At 43.6% G+C, this 17538-nt stretch carries 13 protein-coding genes and 1 pseudogene; 4 read left to right on the top strand and 10 right to left on the bottom strand.

The features are described from left to right. The 8 genes and pseudogenes from ACN6KS_RS04445 to ACN6KS_RS04410 form a co-directional block, all read right to left on the bottom strand. Window positions 1-987, bottom strand: a complete 987-nt coding sequence (locus tag ACN6KS_RS04445; protein ID WP_094870760.1) for a Gfo/Idh/MocA family protein — start codon at window positions 985-987, stop codon at window positions 1-3. A gap of 261 nt (window positions 988-1248) precedes the next feature. Further along, window positions 1249-2637 carry a threonine synthase gene (thrC, locus tag ACN6KS_RS04440; protein ID WP_094870759.1) on the bottom strand — a complete coding sequence of 463 codons (1389 nt, stop codon included), beginning with the start codon at window positions 2635-2637 and terminating at the stop codon, window positions 1249-1251. A gap of 101 nt (window positions 2638-2738) precedes the next feature. Then, window positions 2739-3242, bottom strand: coding sequence for a CYTH domain-containing protein (locus ACN6KS_RS04435; RefSeq protein WP_341133797.1), 504 nt, complete (start codon window positions 3240-3242; stop codon window positions 2739-2741). A gap of 230 nt (window positions 3243-3472) precedes the next feature. After that, entirely contained in the window at window positions 3473-4459 is a 987-nt protein-coding gene (locus tag ACN6KS_RS04430) for a phosphotransferase (RefSeq protein WP_440961448.1), read from the bottom strand. Between the two features lie 104 nt (window positions 4460-4563). After that, window positions 4564-4945 (bottom strand): annotated as a pseudogene (locus tag ACN6KS_RS04425) (GNAT family N-acetyltransferase). Between the two features lie 32 nt (window positions 4946-4977). Beyond that, a complete protein-coding gene (locus ACN6KS_RS04420) occupies window positions 4978-5754 on the bottom strand; it encodes a phosphotransferase enzyme family protein (protein ID WP_440961447.1) in 777 nt (258 codons plus the stop codon). Then, a complete protein-coding gene (locus ACN6KS_RS04415; protein WP_440961446.1) occupies window positions 5715-5951 on the bottom strand; it encodes a hypothetical protein in 237 nt (78 codons plus the stop codon). The genes ACN6KS_RS04420 and ACN6KS_RS04415 overlap by 40 nt, the downstream gene beginning before the upstream one ends. A 185-nt stretch (window positions 5952-6136) precedes the next feature. Continuing rightward, on the bottom strand, window positions 6137-8188 hold the full coding sequence (locus ACN6KS_RS04410) for a beta-galactosidase (RefSeq protein ID WP_440962368.1): 2052 nt from the start codon (window positions 8186-8188) through the stop codon (window positions 6137-6139). Window positions 8189-8358: 170 nt separating this feature from the next. On the opposite strand from ACN6KS_RS04410, the gene ACN6KS_RS04405 reads away from it, so the two are divergent. Then, window positions 8359-9192, top strand: a complete 834-nt coding sequence (locus tag ACN6KS_RS04405) for an AraC family transcriptional regulator (protein WP_440961445.1) — start codon at window positions 8359-8361, stop codon at window positions 9190-9192. Window positions 9193-9344: 152 nt separating this feature from the next. Here ACN6KS_RS04405 and ACN6KS_RS04400 read toward each other — a convergent pair whose 3' ends face one another. Beyond that, window positions 9345-11498, bottom strand: coding sequence for an alpha-galactosidase (locus ACN6KS_RS04400; protein WP_440961444.1), 2154 nt, complete (start codon window positions 11496-11498; stop codon window positions 9345-9347). Window positions 11499-11523: 25 nt separating this feature from the next. After that, window positions 11524-14076, bottom strand: coding sequence for a beta-mannosidase (locus ACN6KS_RS04395; protein ID WP_440961443.1), 2553 nt, complete (start codon window positions 14074-14076; stop codon window positions 11524-11526). Between the two features lie 248 nt (window positions 14077-14324). On the opposite strand from ACN6KS_RS04395, the gene ACN6KS_RS04390 reads away from it, so the two are divergent. The 3 genes from ACN6KS_RS04390 to ACN6KS_RS04380 all read left to right on the top strand — a co-directional run bounded on the left by ACN6KS_RS04390 (window position 14325) and on the right by ACN6KS_RS04380 (window position 17514). After that, window positions 14325-15677: an ABC transporter substrate-binding protein gene (locus tag ACN6KS_RS04390; RefSeq protein WP_094870751.1), complete on the top strand. Its 1353-nt coding sequence runs from the start codon at window positions 14325-14327 to the stop codon at window positions 15675-15677. Between the two features lie 107 nt (window positions 15678-15784). After that, window positions 15785-16678 carry a carbohydrate ABC transporter permease gene (locus ACN6KS_RS04385; RefSeq protein ID WP_440961442.1) on the top strand — a complete coding sequence of 298 codons (894 nt, stop codon included), beginning with the start codon at window positions 15785-15787 and terminating at the stop codon, window positions 16676-16678. A gap of 2 nt (window positions 16679-16680) precedes the next feature. After that, window positions 16681-17514 carry a carbohydrate ABC transporter permease gene (locus ACN6KS_RS04380; protein ID WP_094870749.1) on the top strand — a complete coding sequence of 278 codons (834 nt, stop codon included), beginning with the start codon at window positions 16681-16683 and terminating at the stop codon, window positions 17512-17514. Window positions 17515-17538 lie beyond the last annotated feature (24 nt).

Below are 17538 nucleotides of genomic sequence, written 5' to 3'. Positions count from 1 at the left end.
TTATAGATCTGCGGCATAGCGGAGGCCGATCTGTGCTCTGGCTTCCTCCATAACTTCTGCTACTGCCAAGGAATTCGCATGTGTATTAACCCTGCTTTCCCGTTCACCATTCTTAATTAAGTTGATAAATTCCTCAACCTCATAATACATAGACTCGAACACCTGAGGCTGTGTAAGCTCCTCGACGGTCCCGTCACGATAATGAATCTTCACTTGATAGGGTTGGTTGATCTTATCGATCACCATTGTACCACTTTCCCCTTGAATCTCGGCTGGCAAATAGGAATCAGCGATCTTGGAATGCATCACAACTGCATCCATATCATCATATTGCATGACAAGACTTCCTTCACCATCTACTCCGGAAGACAGCATAAGACCCACGGCCTTTACAGACTTCGGTTTCCCAAACAACACTACCATAGGATATAAGCAGTAAACGCCAAGATCCATCAACGAGCCATTAGAGAATGCCGGATTAAAAGCATTTAACACCGTTCCCTGCCGATAAGCATCATATCTCGATGAGTATTGACAATAGCTCGCAAAATAACGACGTACTTGGCCAATCTTATACAAATTGTCTCTGATCACTCCGAAATTCGGCATAAATGTCGATTTCATTGCTTCTACCAACAGCACATCATTGTTCTGAGCGGCTTCAATCATGGCTCTAAGCTCCGCACTGTTTGAGGCAGCCGGTTTCTCACAGAGCACATGTTTGCCATGGTTTAAGCACATAATCGCCTGCTCAGCATGCATGGAGTTCGGGCTTGCAATGTAAATAGCATCGACATCTTTACTGGAAACCATATCTTCCAAATTCGTATAAATTGTAGCTCCAGCATATTTTGCAGCAAAGGCCTGACCTTTCTCCATTGTGCGGGAGTACACGGCTGTCAGGATAAACTCCTCATTCTCCAAGCCGGCTTGCACGAAGCGGTCTGTAATAAAGTTTGTTCCAATGACCCCGAAACGAATTGTCATGATAATCCCGTCCTTTTTAGTTCTTACTAAAACTCTATATGCTATTTTCTCACTCTCTGGGTAGTCATGTCTACTTTTCAGGACAAATTTCCGACAAATTCCGATAGATCCGCCTTGTGAAAAAAAGCGCCACTGCATCATCTTTTGTCGATATCAAACTATTCATAGTAAACAGCGACATTATTTGTCGAAGGATGCAGTAAAAAGGCTCCCATTCTTAACTTAAGAACAGGAGCCTGCTGAGCCATACGGATTTACAACTTATTTATAAAAAGCCTGCAATTGACGCACAATTTCATCCTTGTCATGATCCACTACGGTTTGGTGTTGTGGCATCTCGAACAACGCTTTAATTTGTGCCGGGAATTCCTGTTTAATGTCGATCAGAGTAATCGCCTCATCAAACTTAGCTGGATGTGCGGTCGCAAAGGTAATCCCAATCTCATCCGAACCATTAAAAGCTTCGTAAGCTGCGATTCCACATGCAGTATGCGGATCAAGCAGGTAACTATATTCTTTTTGATACTTAGCAATTGTATTCAAGCATTGATCATTCTTCACGCCAAGCGCTGCAAAATCCTGCTGCACCTGCTGAAGCGCCTCGCCTTCAACCGTAATCTTGCCCTCGGTTTGCAGCTTGGACATATACGCAGACAGCTTCTCGGAATCTTCGCCAACCAAATAATACAGATACCGCTCAAAATTGCTCGCCACTTGGATATCCATCGAAGGGCTGTACGTACTTGTGAAGCCGCCTGGTTTGTATTCCCCAGTGTTCACAAAACGCTCCAAGATGTTATTTTCATTCGTAGCAATAATGAGTTTGTTAATCGGTAAGCCCATTTGCTTAGCCAAATATCCTGAGAAAATATTACCGAAGTTGCCGGAAGGCACGCTGATGTTAATCTTCTTCTCGTTGCTGCCATCAACATGCAAATACGCATAGAAATAATAGACGGTCTGCGCCAGAATACGCACAAAATTAATGGAGTTGATCGCACGCAGATGATAGCGACTCTTAAAGTCGAGATCCGCGAACAGATCCTTAATCACCTTTTGGCAATCATCAAAGTTACCATGAACAGACAGGTTCAGTACATTACTGTCATCAACCGTAGTCATCTGCAGCTCCTGCACTTTACTAACCTTACCATGGGGATGAAGAATACAGATCTTGATTCCTTCTTTTCCGCGAACGCCCTGAATGGCTGCCGCCCCAGTATCCCCCGAGGTTGCTCCGAGGATGTGGATGATCTTGTTCTGCTTTTTAGAAATATACGAGTACAGCTCACCCATAAACTGCAGTGCTACATCTTTGAAGGCAAAAGTAGGGCCATGGAACAATTCCAAGACATATAAAGAATCGTTCAATTGTTGAATAGGCGTTACTTCTGGCGTGCGGAAATTACCATAACTAGTATTGACCATTTCCTGCAAATCTTCTAAAGGAATCTCATCATTAGTGTAATAGGCGAAAATCTTCAGGAACAATTCCTGGTAGCTAAGACTTCTCCACTCTTCTAAAGTAGCTGCTGAAACTACAGGAATCTCGGAAGGAACCATCAAACCGCCGTCATCAGCAAGTCCCATCAACACCGTATCGATAAAGCCTTTAGGTTCCACATTGCCTCTTGTGCTTATATACTTCATGCTCATCCTCCTGAACCCCTATATACTATATATAAATATAAGTTTCACTTTATAGCTGCTTGTTTTCCCTATATACTACCACGTTTACGCGCTAAAGTCCGTTAATTCTTTGTCTTATTTTGTAGCTCTTTCCAGACGGTTTTGTTGCTGTACTGCCGTTCTGTGCTGACATCCTTGCCGAACCATTCCGGTGCCTTGAAGCTTTCCGCTTCCTCCAAAGATTCAAATTCAACCTCCAGAACGGACAATTTAAGCTGAGAATAGACGTCGATCTCAACCGTTGTGTCATTCCACACCGCCGTAATCCGCTCTTTGACCAAGGCTACCGCATTTACTGCCTCAATCATCTGATTATATAAACCCTCCGAGATAAAATATTCGATCTCTTCACGTTTGATCCCTTTGCCGTCCTTAAACGTATGTGTGTATGTTACCTCACCTGAGTCCAGATCCGTAATTTTACGCACACGCAGCTCTTGCCCGCCGTCTATCGCCAGATACGTCTGATCGATATTATGCCGGGTCACAATCTTCAATTCGCCTGCTTGAATAAGCTGCTCCGGAAATTCCGGCAGCAGAAACTTGCGTTCGATCTCCAAAGCCATGATGTTTCGCTCCTCAATGTGCCATTTATTTTATATTAATAATCATCATAGGGGTGAGACAAACCCAAGTCAATGTAGATTATGGGGAAATAGGTCTTGCTCTTATCGAATTACCTCAATAATAGAAACAGCAGCAGTCATGGACGTGGAGACAAAGCCCTAGACTGTCGCTGTTTAGTTGAGCTATAGTTACCCGTTAGCTTAACGAATAGTGGTTAATTTTACGTTGTCTAAAGATTTCCTAACAAAGCGGACATATTTTTTTGATTTTCTGCAAGCCAAATCATTTCCTTCGCAAAGCGAGCTGGCGGTACACTATGTTGATCCATGTTAGCGTTAATCCACCATGTGCTTTCCATATACCACAACAACTGTAATGAATGTGTTAAATAGCCCTCTACCACGTCGCGTTCCTCACTGTACCCTTCCATAAACACCGAAGCCAGGGAGACATCTAAATTATCATCTAAGGCACATGACATCACAGCACGAGCTACATCAAGCTGCGGATAGTCATATTTTAGTCGATCAAAATCTAGAATTGCAGATAATCCGTTATCATTAAATAAAAGATTATCTACCCAAAGGTCACGATGTGCCCAGCCTGATTGAAGTAATTCGAGTAATTCTATATTCATTTCTTCAGTAGCTTTAAATTGAGTTTCTATATCAGCAAGCAGCTGAGGTTTACCAAGTCCCTTAGTCTTTTTCCAAACGGAGTTCCAATGTGCTAAGCGCTCCTCACGACTTGGAGGAATAAATTGCGGACTATTTTTAATGCCAAGTGTCCCGTCATTTAACAATCGATGCATTTTTCCTGTCGCTCGACCTAAATCATATATTTGATGGATATTGATTGTACCTGGTGAAATTAGTTTTCCCTGGCAATACTCCATCACCAGGAAGCGTTCTCCATTATCAGATTCAAGCAAAACACTTTCATTCTGTGATAGCACTTTGGGGCACGCTAGACCTTGGTCATACAATCTAATCTGTTGAGAGAGAGCTAACAATATCTCCTCTGACTTATATAATTTATATCTTTCTTTATTGTATTGTTTAAGTAACAATACCCCTGCATCCGTCGTAACTTTCCACTTTAAGTTTAACCAGCCTCGTTTTATCGAAGTAGTTTCAATTACATTCAAACCGAATAAACGATGAAATGTATTTAGTAGGTCATCCAAGATCATTTCCTCTGTTAATATGGTCTCCATCTGCTCAACTCCTATATTTATAGTGTATAAGTTTTTATTCCTTATGGAGACCTATATAACCTCTGGCATAAATCTAAGTTTTTGAGTTAAACTGCCTTAAATAATCAATCTGATATTAATTTTGAATACATATTGAGATCTATAAACTTTCCGTTTACTCTTTCATACCTTCTTAAGGTTCCCTCAAACATAAAGTTCAGCTTTTGCATAGCCTCTTCCCCAAAATGCTCTAGCAATGTCATATCCAATCTCCGCTTTCTCATTTTCAAAGTCTAAAGAATTAAAACCACATGAACCTATAATTTCATTGGATTTCATTTCAATTATGGAGAAACGAATAGCTTTGTTATCTAGAGAAAATTCATCAAGAAGTTTTATCATATCTTTTGCCTGATTTTCATCTGTAAAACTATCAATATTCATGAACTTGGTAACCTCTGGATCAGACCAAATTTTAAACAAACTTGGCGAATCCGATACCTTCATTTTTCATTCCCCATTAGAATATCACACCATCGTTAAAACGAATAATATACCTCTTTTCCCTCAAGAAAATCGCGGCATAGGGTACTGCATATTTTGGAGGCGTGCTCTTTCATCCAACCGTTCCTCTCAGAGTCATGAATAAAAAATACGTAACTAATAAAAATATCCATAAATATTTGTCCTTCAATGTACCGAATCTCATCAAGCGAAAAGCTTGATTTAGAAGCATAACCCTCCAAAAGCGTTTTGCGGAGCTCACTTTTCAACATGGAAGATGCAGAGCCCAAATCAAACAGGTAGTAACCATAACCAAATAAACAATAATCTATTAAGATAGGATTTTGTTCCGACACAACGATATTCCCCAGTTGAAAATCAGCATGAATGAACCCCCATGAGTTGTCCCTAGCGTCTAGCTCTGCTAATTGTTCTTTTACTACGAGTAGAACGCTACTAATAACTTCATAATCCTCCTGATTAAGGGCTCCATTGTCTGTTCCCTTTCCAAGTTCTATTAAAGTTTCATCAATCTTTGTGACATTGTATACAGGTCTATGTAACTCCAAGGGCATTAGCGTTCGTGAGAATTCATGTAAAATGGCAAGATTTCTACCTAATCTATGAACAATCTGTTCAATGTTATCTTCATCTTGGGTTAGCGTCGAGCCTTCGATCCATTCTAAAAGAGTGGCCAAACTAGTACCAAATTGCTCCGAACTATATTCAGTAACCAGTTCCCCTTTTTGATTTACAACAGGTCTTTGAACTTTTAGTATGTTCTTCTGATCGATTTCTCGCAGAAAAAACATTTCTGCCTGTAATCCATCTCGTGTATGTTGTAAGCCTGAGAACCCTTCAGATATTGGTTTATGTATACGTACAAATAATTCTTGTTATCCGTTTTGTCGGTCACTTTAAATGTAATATTCTCATTATGTCTAATGAATTCAATGATGGGATTGATGAACGAATACTGTAACAATACTTTCTCAGCTTCAATGATCATAAGACTTCCCTCCTTCAAATCTAGGATATTCTTTATATTGTACCTGTTGCCCGTTGTATTTTGTTGGAATTAATAACTATATTTAAAAAGTATCCTATTGATTAGCTCCTATAACAAAATAGAGTTACATATTAGATCTCTAATACGTAACTCCGTTTAGTTCATTACCTTTTTTATTCATATCATTAATATAATACCCATACCCCAAAGCCTTCCAAAGTAACCTCACCCGATAATGTTGTTCCGCTCAGTAAATCTGTTTTGGTCTCATGCAAATGTATGGAGGCAGGCACTTCACTATAATTAAGTAAAAAAGTGTAACTGGAAGAAGTCCCATTACGAACTTGCAGCTCTACATCTTCAGGGAGCACCAGCCATTCTACTGGCGACTGCAGACCGATTTGTTCTATGATTATGGACGCTGCTTGTTCATTAAAGACTGCTCCGTAATACCAAACCTCGCCTTTGCCGCGACGATTTCTTGTAACCGCCGGCTTTCCCGCATAATAGTCCGAGGCATAGACCGCCATAACTTCGACCGAATCATCCTCAATCCGGAGAATATCATTAAAATCATCTGCCCCGGTAACCCCTTCTGCCGCACCCGACCAGCTAATCGTCGTTGGCTGACGACTACCTTTAACCATGGTGAATTCTTCGACTGTGATCCCGCATAGATCCCTAGCAGCACCTGGGAATGGTCGCATGTAACATTGACCACGTTCATCCTTATAACCGGTTCTACATCCGAAGATCAGTTTTCCACCTTGCTGAACATATTCATCCAGAAGCGACGCTGTCTCATCTGTCATGATCGCCGGGTGAGGATAGATAAGCACGTCGTATCGTGCGAGTTCTTCCAGCTTCGTCTTTTGGCGTAAATAGAGTACGTCATTCGGGATATGCTTCCGTTGGAGTGCCTTGTACCACTCCCTATTGCTCTTCCACATAAATGGACCATGCCACACATCGTACTCTCCATCCCACTCATTAGCATAATCACGAACAATAGCAACGTTAGCCTGATTACGGGTGCCGATAAGTGCTTGGCCTGCCGCTGCCAGCTCTTGACCGATCTGTCCCGCTTCCCGTACTCTTCGGTTCGGCTGGTTATGGTAGTCGTTAATGCCGTGCCAATAAATTTCATTGCCCATCGTGGCTGTCCGCCAGCGGAAATACAGCACCATATCTGCGCCATGAGCGATCGATTGATAGGTCCATAACCGCATCTGTCCCGGCTTCGGAGATGGCATATCCATCCGGTTCACCCAGCCACCCGGTCCCGACTGCTGCTCCATAATACAGAAATTAGGGGAAATAGAACGGACAACAGATAATGAAAGTCCCCAGCCTCTGTCATTCAGCGGATTCCGCTCATTCGGATCATAAAAAATAGTTGAGAACTGCGGATAGGAATCATAGCTGAAGAAATCCAGTAGTTCATCCGTCAATTCATGGCTGTCGAGATGCCCGAACAGACCGTTCGTTGTTACCCACTGCTTAGGGGCAAGTTTACGGATGATGTCCGCTTGGTTTTTGGCAAAAGAAATCGTATTGTCCGATATAAACCGCTTTTCATCCAAAGCCTGATGAGGATTGGGCTGCTTAGGTGATGGGGTTGGACGCGGAAGATACACCTGAGACCAATCACTATAACTCTGATTCCAAAAAACGGCCCCCCAAGCCTCGTTTAGCTGCTCAAGCGTGACATATTTCTGCTGCAACCATTCCCGGAAAGCCTTATGGTCACTCTCTGAATAAAATTCACTGATCTCGCAGTTGAGCTCATTATCAATTTGCCAACCGACCACACCTGGATGATTGCCATAATGTTCAGCCATCTGTTCCGTAATCCGAGCACACAGCTCACGGTATTTGGGACTGCTGTAATTATAATGACGGCGCATGCCATGCTGTAGGGTAACCCCTTCATACGTCACGTTTAATACTTCTGGATACTTATGGGTCAGCCAAGCTGGAGGCGTTGCCGTCGGCGTACCGAGCACAACCTGAAGACCATATTTATGAGCTAAATCAATCGCCCGATCAAAGAGCCCGAATTGAAATTCACCCTGGGCAGGTTCAAAAATTGACCAAGCAAACTCCCCCATCCGAATGATCGTGAAGCCCAGTTCTCGCATCCGTCGATAATCGTCCTCCCACATGCTTTCCGGCCAGTGTTCCGGATAATAACAGACACCAAGCTCGAATTTTTCTGTTGCGACAGGTTTCTTCATCATTACCTCCAAAGTATTAAAAATATGCTTTCAGTATTTTATAATTCTATTGTAGTATCAGTGATAAGAAGGCTTATATAACAAAATATTGCGATTGTATAACAATCTTGCGTTAATTACCTTAATCCAACTAGCGCTCTGATGCGCGACAGAAATGAGTGCCATATAACATGAAGAAACAATGGTATTTGCCGACACCAGCTTTTTCAAAATATGTCTGCTATCCTGAATTTTTAGGACATTACAGTCACTTTCCACAACATACCGAGAGAAGAAGTGAAGGATTCCTGGGAAGCTATAACCTGCATTTAATCTTTGGTGGGGAAGGTTATGTATTCCATGAGGGCGAACGTATTCCAATGAGCAGAGGACGAGGGTTTCTTTACCCTAAAGGCGCCTATCAGCAGTACGGCTCAGATCCAGGGGAGCCTTGGGATGTACGTTGGGTTCATTTTAGCACTGAGATTGTACTCCCCTTATTAGAAGAAGTGGACCAGTCAAGTGCATACCTGTTCACTTTTGATTTGGACGCTAAGCTGGACGAGCTGTTTGAGGAAATGTATTTGCTGAGCGCTTCCTATGTAACACGTAATGAGCCAAGACTATCCGCGCTTCTGTACGAGCTTCTAGTGAAATTGCTGCAAAACTCCGAACCGCTTCACGGCTCAGTACCACACGAGGTCAGGCAGTCTATCCGCAGTGCCGCAGATATTATTCATGTCGAATGTGCCCGTCCTTGGTCACTGGAGTCGATGGCAAGACTAACCGGGTACAGCAGCTATTATTTTCTACGGCTGTTCCGAATGGTTATGGGCAAAACACCAAACCGTTATTTAACGGATTGCCGACTGGCCAGAGCCAAGCTTCTACTGGTTTCTACTGGTCTCTCCATTGCGCAGGTTGCGACTCAGTCCGGTTTTGCCCAGTCCAGCTATTTCATTAAAGTGTTCAGAACGTTCGAGGGGATGTCTCCCGTAAAGTACCGTCAGGCTTTTGGATCATAATTCCTTAAAGTTGAACGTAAAAAAAACGAACGACAATCAGAGAAAACCCTGAAGTTCGTTCGGCCCAAACAGAGGAAAAATATCATTTATACCAGCACAAAAAACAAGCCAAGAGCCGGGCTCATGGCTTGTTTCCTTCTGAAATAAATTATCTATTCCTGCACCTTCAATTTAAAGCATCCGCTAACATAATCCTGCTGAATATCCGGCAGTGCCAGTCCGACCTGCATTAGACGGTCGCCGCCGTAGACCTCACCGCTTGCCTCCAGAGTATAATTCAGCTCCGGATTCAAGCCATTCAGCTTCAAGCTGCGGCGTGGCGGGTGCGGCACAGCCATTACCCGGAAGTAATAAATGAGTGCTTCATGCTGATCGTCTGAGACGAACATCCATGCCGTCTCGTTACCCTCGAACGGGCTTTGCAGACGATACAGATTGCCCTGCTGAACAAGACTGCGGATCTGTTTATAGTTCGCAACCTGTTCCTTCACAAGCTCCTTCTCTTCGTCTGTAAACTTCGTAAGATCCAGCTCGTAACCAAAATTACCGGACATAGCTACATCTCCACGAAAGGACAGCGGGGTGATCCGTCCTACCTGATGATTCGGCACAGCGGACACATGCGCGCCTATGGAACTAACCGGATACACCAGACTTGTTCCGTACTGAATCTTAAGCCGTTCTACAGCATCAGTATCGTCACTGGTCCATGTCTGCGGCATGTAATGTAGCATGCCTGGGTCGAAACGGCCACCACCACTACAGCAGCTCTCGAACAAAATATGTGGAAACTCTGAAGTTATTCGCTCCAATAGTTCATACAAACCTAGCACATAACGATGTGCAGTTTCCTCTTGGCGTTCAGGGGGTAATTCTGCAGAGCCGATCTCCGTTAAACAACGGTTCATATCCCATTTCACATAGCTAATCGGCACGGTAGTGAAAATTCGGCTTAACGATTCATAGATGTACTGCCGTACATCTTCTCGCGTATAATCTAGCACCAGCTGCCAGCGGGCCTCGCTACGGCGCCGTCCCGGCACATGCAGACACCAGTCGGGATGCTTCCGGTAGAGCTCACTGTCTGGCGAGATCATTTCCGGTTCGAACCAGAGTCCGAACTGCAAGCCAAGATGGTTCACGCGTTGGGCGACATCAGACAACCCGCCTGGAAGCTTGCGCAGATCCTCCACCCAGTCTCCGAGAGAGGAGTTGTCAGCGTCTCTTTTGCCAAACCAGCCATCATCCAGCACGAATAATTCGATCCCAAGCTTCGCGCCTTCGGCCGCAATGGACTCCAGTTTGTCCGCATTGAAGTTGAAATAGGTGGCTTCCCAGTTATTGACCAAGATCGGTCGTTCCTTATCTCTATATATTCCTCTACACAAACGAGTCCGGTACAAGCGGTGATAGGTTCTCGACATTTCCCCGATCCCCTCAGATGAATACACCATAACTACCTCTGGGGTCTGGAAGTGTTCCCCAGGCTCCAGCAGCCAAGAGAAATCAAAAGCATTCAGCCCCATCGTAAACCGTGTCATCCCAAAGGAATCGACCTCTGCCTCAGCTTCAAAGCCTCCACTGTATACAAGACTGAAGCCGTAGGCCTCTCCATGATTCTCATCCGTTTCAGGTTTCACCAGCGCAGCAAATGGATTTAACTGGTGGCTGCTCATCCCTCTGCGGCTACCAATGGTTGTACCACCTTGCACCAGACGTCTGCGAGTCAGATTACCTTCTCTTGACCAAGCCCCTGCCAAATAGATCATATCCATTTCGCCAGTCGAGAAATCCACACTCGCACTCCATGCACGCTGTAATTGCAGTTGTGTTTCTCCATCATTTGCAAACTCGACCGAGCGGGTAATTACGTTGGAATACTCATATATGGAATATCGTAAAATAACAGTTAGCTTGGCATAATCATCCCTAAGCGTAAGCTCTAGCGTCTGTGCTTCTTGGCCAGACTCTACATATACTGAAGGCAGCCCGGTAAGTGCTGGTTTCCCCTCCATTACGCGATACCCACTGTATTTCAATTCCGTGATACGAGTGCCGTCTTCAAGCCGAACCTGATAAGCAGGTGTTCTGAAATCTCCCGTGCCGTATTGTGGATATTCCTGCGGCAGTCGGTCAAGTCCCGTATTTCCTCCCAGATTCAATAGGTCGTCCAAATTGCTGTCGCTACGCAGCTTTTTGCCCCAATACACATGTGCCGGATAATCATTAACCAGCTGAAGGATATAACTCATCCCTGCATTCTGTAAATGGAATAATCCCTTATCTTCCTGAATTGAAATCCCCATGCAACAGTCCTTCTCTCCTTAAGATTTACAGTGAATCTTCGCTCACAAAATCAACCATCGATTGAACCTTCAGTCCCTTAGGAGCGCCTGGAATCCAGTCCCTTCCATCGTTCCCGCGTTTCGAGAACGTTATCGTCTTGGGCTGCCCTGGGAGAAGATCAAAGTAATTGTCAGAGAATATTCCTTCATCTTCTGAGGTCAGATATACGCCTCTAGCTAATACATCACTTGTCACAGTGAAGCTTAGACCTCCGCTATCTGGAGTTTCCATTATGTTAATTACTGACCGCTGCAACCGAATTTCTTTTTCCGGGACAAAATAGTGCACCTTTCGATCTATCATCTCGCCATCAGCCCGCAAGCTGATCTCAAGCAACACATCGTTAGATCCATGACTTTCTATTAGTTCCGCTACTGGAGACGAGAATACGATAGCCGCAGAATCAGCTCCCAACTCAACTGAATGTGTCCACTCTTGTACTAGGGAACCGTTAAACTGATACAATTTAAGCACCAAATCAGCGATAACCGCTGTTCTTAAATCAGATACGACATGAACGTCTATCCGCTTGAGGTCAGTACCGTCAATTGACAACAGAACATCTTGAAAGCTTGAGCGCACGGTATATTGCAATGCTTTCCAGCGTCCGTTGTAATCCATCCCCGCCCAAGAAGCGACCGGCCAGCAATCATTCATCTGCCAGTATAAAGTCCCCATACAATAAGGTTTATTCCTTCTGTGACTTTCAATCGCGATTCGAATCGCTTCAGCCTGCAGGATTTGACTCATATACAGAAATGATTTAAAATCCTTCGGCTGCGGCAGATACATATCCATGTATTCCTTGATCAGCAGATTCCCGCGTCCATTCTTCTGATGAGCCAGCATCACCTCTGAAGTAAGCTCCAAATCCTGCTCTTCAGCATAGCTCATTACGGTCTTCAGTTCCGGGAACGATTGGAATCCGTATTCACTCATAAAGCGGCCAACCTTGGTATTATAATTCTCAAAAGGCTCAATCCCGTGCCACACGCCCCAGTAATGCACATCCCCATCGCCCACAATCCGTGTCGTATGTTGATTCATATCTCCAGTCAAATTCCGCATTGGCGAAGACGGCCAATAGTCCACACCTGGATGGAACGCGGCTACAGCCTCCGGTAGAATCCGGTGGAATATTTCCTCATAATCAGCCCACATGGTAGCTCTTTGCTCAGCACTGAGTTTTTCTTTCCAGCCCCAGCCCATATTTTCCTCGAACTGTGACCAGGCCGAATCAATCTCGTTATTACCACACCATAAGGCGATGCAGGGATGATTGCGCAATCTTTTAATGTTATACTCCGCTTCTTTCTTCACATTCGCAAGGAACGCTTCATCCCCCGGATACATGCTGCAAGCGAACATGAAGTCCTGCCAGACCAACAGCCCGTATTCATCACAGAGCCTGTAAAATATCTCCTCTTCATAAAAACCGCCACCCCACACTCGCAGCATATTCATGTTTGATTCTGCAGCCGTGGCAATTTCATGCCGATACCGCTCTTCGGTTACTTCTGTGATGAAGCTGTCATTCGGAATATGATTGGCACCTTTAGCGAAGACCGACACCCCATTCAGTACAAAAGAAAATGAAGTCCCTTTCGCATCATGCTCCCGAATCAATTGAATGCTACGAAGCCCGGTTCTTACGCTTTTGCTAACTTCAACTTCCGTATCTTGCAGCAACTCCGCTTGGAATGTATATAAATTAGGCTCGCCTAGTCCTCTACACCACCAGAGCTGCGGCTGATCTACCACGATATCCATCTCTATTAGCTGCTTTCCACTTTTTAAGGAAACCGCTTTCATTGACTCTAATCCATCAGCACTCATTCGCAGCATTCCCTGCCATGCCGCAGGAGCATCTACTTCAATCATTGCGGTTAAATGAGCCTCTTCCTTTGTGATCACATTTTGGCGGATATGGAGATCTGTGATTTGAACTGTGTTACGCCCCTCAAGAGAGGCCTCACGCCAAATTCCACTGGTCAAAAAACGCGGACCCCAATCCCAACCGTAATGATAAGGCGCTTTGCGGGCAAAAACGCTAATCCGCTGTTCCTCTAGTCCCCCAAGCTCGGATTGATCATTCGGTGCAGGTAACGCATATCCCAGTTTCGCTAGCTTAGGCAGATCCTCTTTAACTACAGAGCGGAATCTCACTCGTATATGGTTTTCACCAATCTTCAACGGATCTTTAACATCCACTCTCCACGCCAAAAACATATTATCTGCAGCGAGCACATGTACATTATTCACATACACGTCAGCATAGGTATCAAGACCTTCAAAAATCAGTTCTGTGCAAGTAAGCTCCAACCACTCTTCACCCAGCTGCAAAGTGGTTTGATATTCCCAATCCTTCTTATCAATCCACTGTAGGTTATGTTCATTTGTTCCATAGAAGGGATCCTCAATCTTTCCGTTCTTCAATAAATCCGTATGGACCGTGCCTGGCACAGTAGCCGGAAGCCACTCCTCGTCACCACAGCTTCTAAATTCCCACTTCGCAAGCTTCATCTCAAGATGTTTCATGGTATCCTCCTAAAAGTGTTGTAGAGCATATGCATCTTTCAAAATAGCATACCTTTTCTAGTATTTCATTGAATCCAATTGTCATTCTTAGTATTTTGTTATCCATTAGTTAGGAATATATTAATTATAATCGTTCAAACAAAACAAATAAAGACAATAAATAATAATACAATACATTTCTAAACGCTTTATTTAAAGCTATAATGTTCATGTAAACGCTAACAAAATAATGAAAAGGGGATTATGTTATGAGAAATAAGTTATTTTCGTTATCTTTTGTTATGATTATGGTTTTATCATCAACGCTGACTGGCTGTGGCTCGAACAATGGAAACAGCACCAATAACGGGGCTTCTGCAACCGATAAGCCTGCAGCAACGAATACAGAGAATACAAGCGGAGATTCAACAAACAACGCAACAGCCGAGCCTGCAGCAGGAGCTGATATTAGCGGCAAAATCACCTTCCTGACTAACAGAACAGACATGATTGGCAAAGAATACGATGAATATTTAAAGCGCTTTAATGAAAAATACCCGAATATTAAAGTCGAATTCGAAGCTTCCCAGACCGACTATAATCAACAGGCTAAAGTCAGAATGGCCAGCGGCGAGCTTCCAGATGTTATGTTCATTCCTACCATTCCTAACTCCGACCTGCCGAAATACTTCGCTTCACTGGATGACCTCGGTCTGAACGATCAAATCACCTTTAAAGACTTCAAATCCTTTGATGGCAAGCTGTACGGAATTACCACAGGGAACTCGACATCCGGAATTGTTTATAACAAAAAAGCATTTACAGATGCTGGCATCACAGAAACACCTAAAACTTGGGATGAATTCCTGGCTGCCTGCGAAAAGCTGAAAGCAAAAGGTGTCATTCCACTGTCCTCTAACTTCAAAGATAAATGGCCACTCGGTACTTGGGCTTATGACACTCCACGCCTAATTGCAGGCAACCCTGACTTCCCTAATGAGAAGCTGAACTCTGAGACACCATTCACTTTAGACAATGGTTACGGGAAAGCGTTTAGTCTGCTGAGAGAACTGAACGAAAAAGGCTATCTGGAAAAAGACATCAACTCCACCAACTGGGAGCAATCGAAAAAAGACATCGCTTCTGGTAAGTTCGCCATGTACTATCTCGGCAACTGGGTCATTAACCAAGTTATTGGAGTAGGAGCTCCTTCAGACGATGTTGGCTTCTTCCCATTCCCTTATGACAATTCAGGTAAACCTTCCGCTACTCTTAGCCCAGACTTCTTCTATGCTGTTGCTAAAAACAGTAAAAATTTAGAAGCTGCTAAAGCTTTTGTAAAATGGATGATTGAGGATTCCGGCTATGAGGACTTTGCGGGCTTTATCTCCCCACTAAAAGGAAAAGAATCTAATCTGGCTCAGCTAAAAGAATTCCAAGCTACCGGAGTAGAGCTAGTAGAGGGAACTGTTGACGATGCGAAGGTTACAGAAATCGGCAACAAAGCACAACTGGATCTCCCTGCTGTTGTCCAGGAATTTGTGCTTGCCAAAGATCCACAAACTGTATTAGACAAATGGAATAAAGCCTGGGCTAAAGCTAAGAAAGATCTCGGCTATTAATACAAGCTTTTGACCAGAAGTACACCACGGCGCAAAATGGATTATCGCCCTTACGGATAGTCCATTTTGCCTTTCCATACCAAGCTTTTATGAAAGAAGGGCTAGCGATGTTCGGAACACTTTCCTATAACAAACAAAAAACGATAATCATCGTATCATTCCTTACGATCCCATTGTTGCTCCTTGCGACGTTTACGTATTATCCAGCGCTTAAGCTGATCTATTACAGCTTCACCAACTGGGATGGCTATAGCCCTGAGAAACCATGGGTCGGACTTGCTAATTACCGTGAGGTCTTCTCTAATCCTGATATTTTCAAAGTATTTACACATAACTTTGCATACTTCGCTATGGGAATTGTTCAGAACATAGTCGCCATTTATTTTGCAGTTGTTCTGAATAGTAAGCTCAAAGGGAAAAATGCATTCCGAATCTTACTTTTCCTTCCTTACATTATGAACGGAGTTGCCGTTGCTTTTATGTTTGGTTATGTCTTTGACACTACTAACGGCTCTCTGAACATGTTCTTGAACAGCATCGGTCTAACCGGATTAGGGCAAACCAGCTGGCTTGGAACAGAAGGACTGGTCAACTACTCTCTGGCATCCACAGGGTTTTGGCGTTTCATGGGTTATAACATGGTCATCTACATCGCCTCCTTGCAGGCTATACCAAACGATATCTATGAGGCTTCAAAGATTGATGGTGCCGGGTCCTTCCAAACCCTTTGGAGAATTACTTTACCGAATATGAAGCCAGTCATTCAGCTTAACTTATTCCTTACCGTCACAGGAGCACTGGAAGTATTTGATCTCCCGTTCGTATTGACCAAGGGTGGTCCTGCGGGCGCCAGCGAAACTTACGTACAAAAAGTAGTAGACACTGCATTTGCTTACAACAACTATGGTCTCGCTTCTGCCATGAGTATCATCTTGCTCTTCTTTGTCGTCATCATACTATTAGTACAGCAACTAGTTCTTAGCCGGGGAGGAGACAAATAGACATGACAAACTCCAAATTCCGCTTTACAGATGTTATTAAATACTTCTCGCTAATCATCGGCATATTTGTCGTGCTCTTTCCTCCTTATGTAGTTATCGTAAACGCCTTCAAATCAACTGATGAATTTAACAGCAGCAGCTCCATGGCGTTGCCAACAAGCTTTTTAAACTTTGATAATTTCATTGCAGTCTTCCAGCGTGGAGGTTTACTTAACGGCTTTGGTAACGTGTTAATTATTATTGCTGTTACTTTAATTCTGAACATTCTATTTGGAACTATGGTAGCATTTGTACTGGGACGCTTCTCTTTTAAATTAAAACCTGTTGTCTTCGGTGCCTATCTAATAGCTACTATCATTCCTAGCATCACGACACAAGTAGCGACTTTTGGTATCATCAAAAGCATGGGGCTTTATAATACACTCGGCGCCCCTATCGTGCTATACATCGGGGCAGATGTGATTCAAATTATTCTTTATTTGCAATTCATCCGTAACATTCCCGTGGATCTCGATGAGAACGCGATGGTAGAAGGTGCATCTCTTTTTAAAATCTATCGCTCGATTATTTTTCCATTATTGACGCCGGCTACGGCTACTTTGATTATTTTGAAGACGATTAGTATCTATAATGACATGTACATCCCTTATCTATATATGCCAAAACAAAGCCTGGGTGTAGTTACGACGATCCTGATGCGTTTTCAAGGGGTCAATTCGGGAGAATGGAATTTGATCTGTGCGGCCATTCTGCTCATCCTGCTCCCAACAATAATTCTATATTTCTTCCTACAACGTTACATCTTTGAAGGCGTAACCAGTGGCGCAGTTAAATAAGGAAGTTGACTTTAAGAAAGGACA

It is taken from the genome of Paenibacillus nitricinens (assembly GCF_052056485.1).
Lineage (GTDB): Bacteria > Bacillota > Bacilli > Paenibacillales > Paenibacillaceae > Paenibacillus_AQ > Paenibacillus_AQ nitricinens.
Note: the sequence above shows the minus strand (reverse complement) of the source record. Positions and strands in the feature narration are given on the sequence as shown.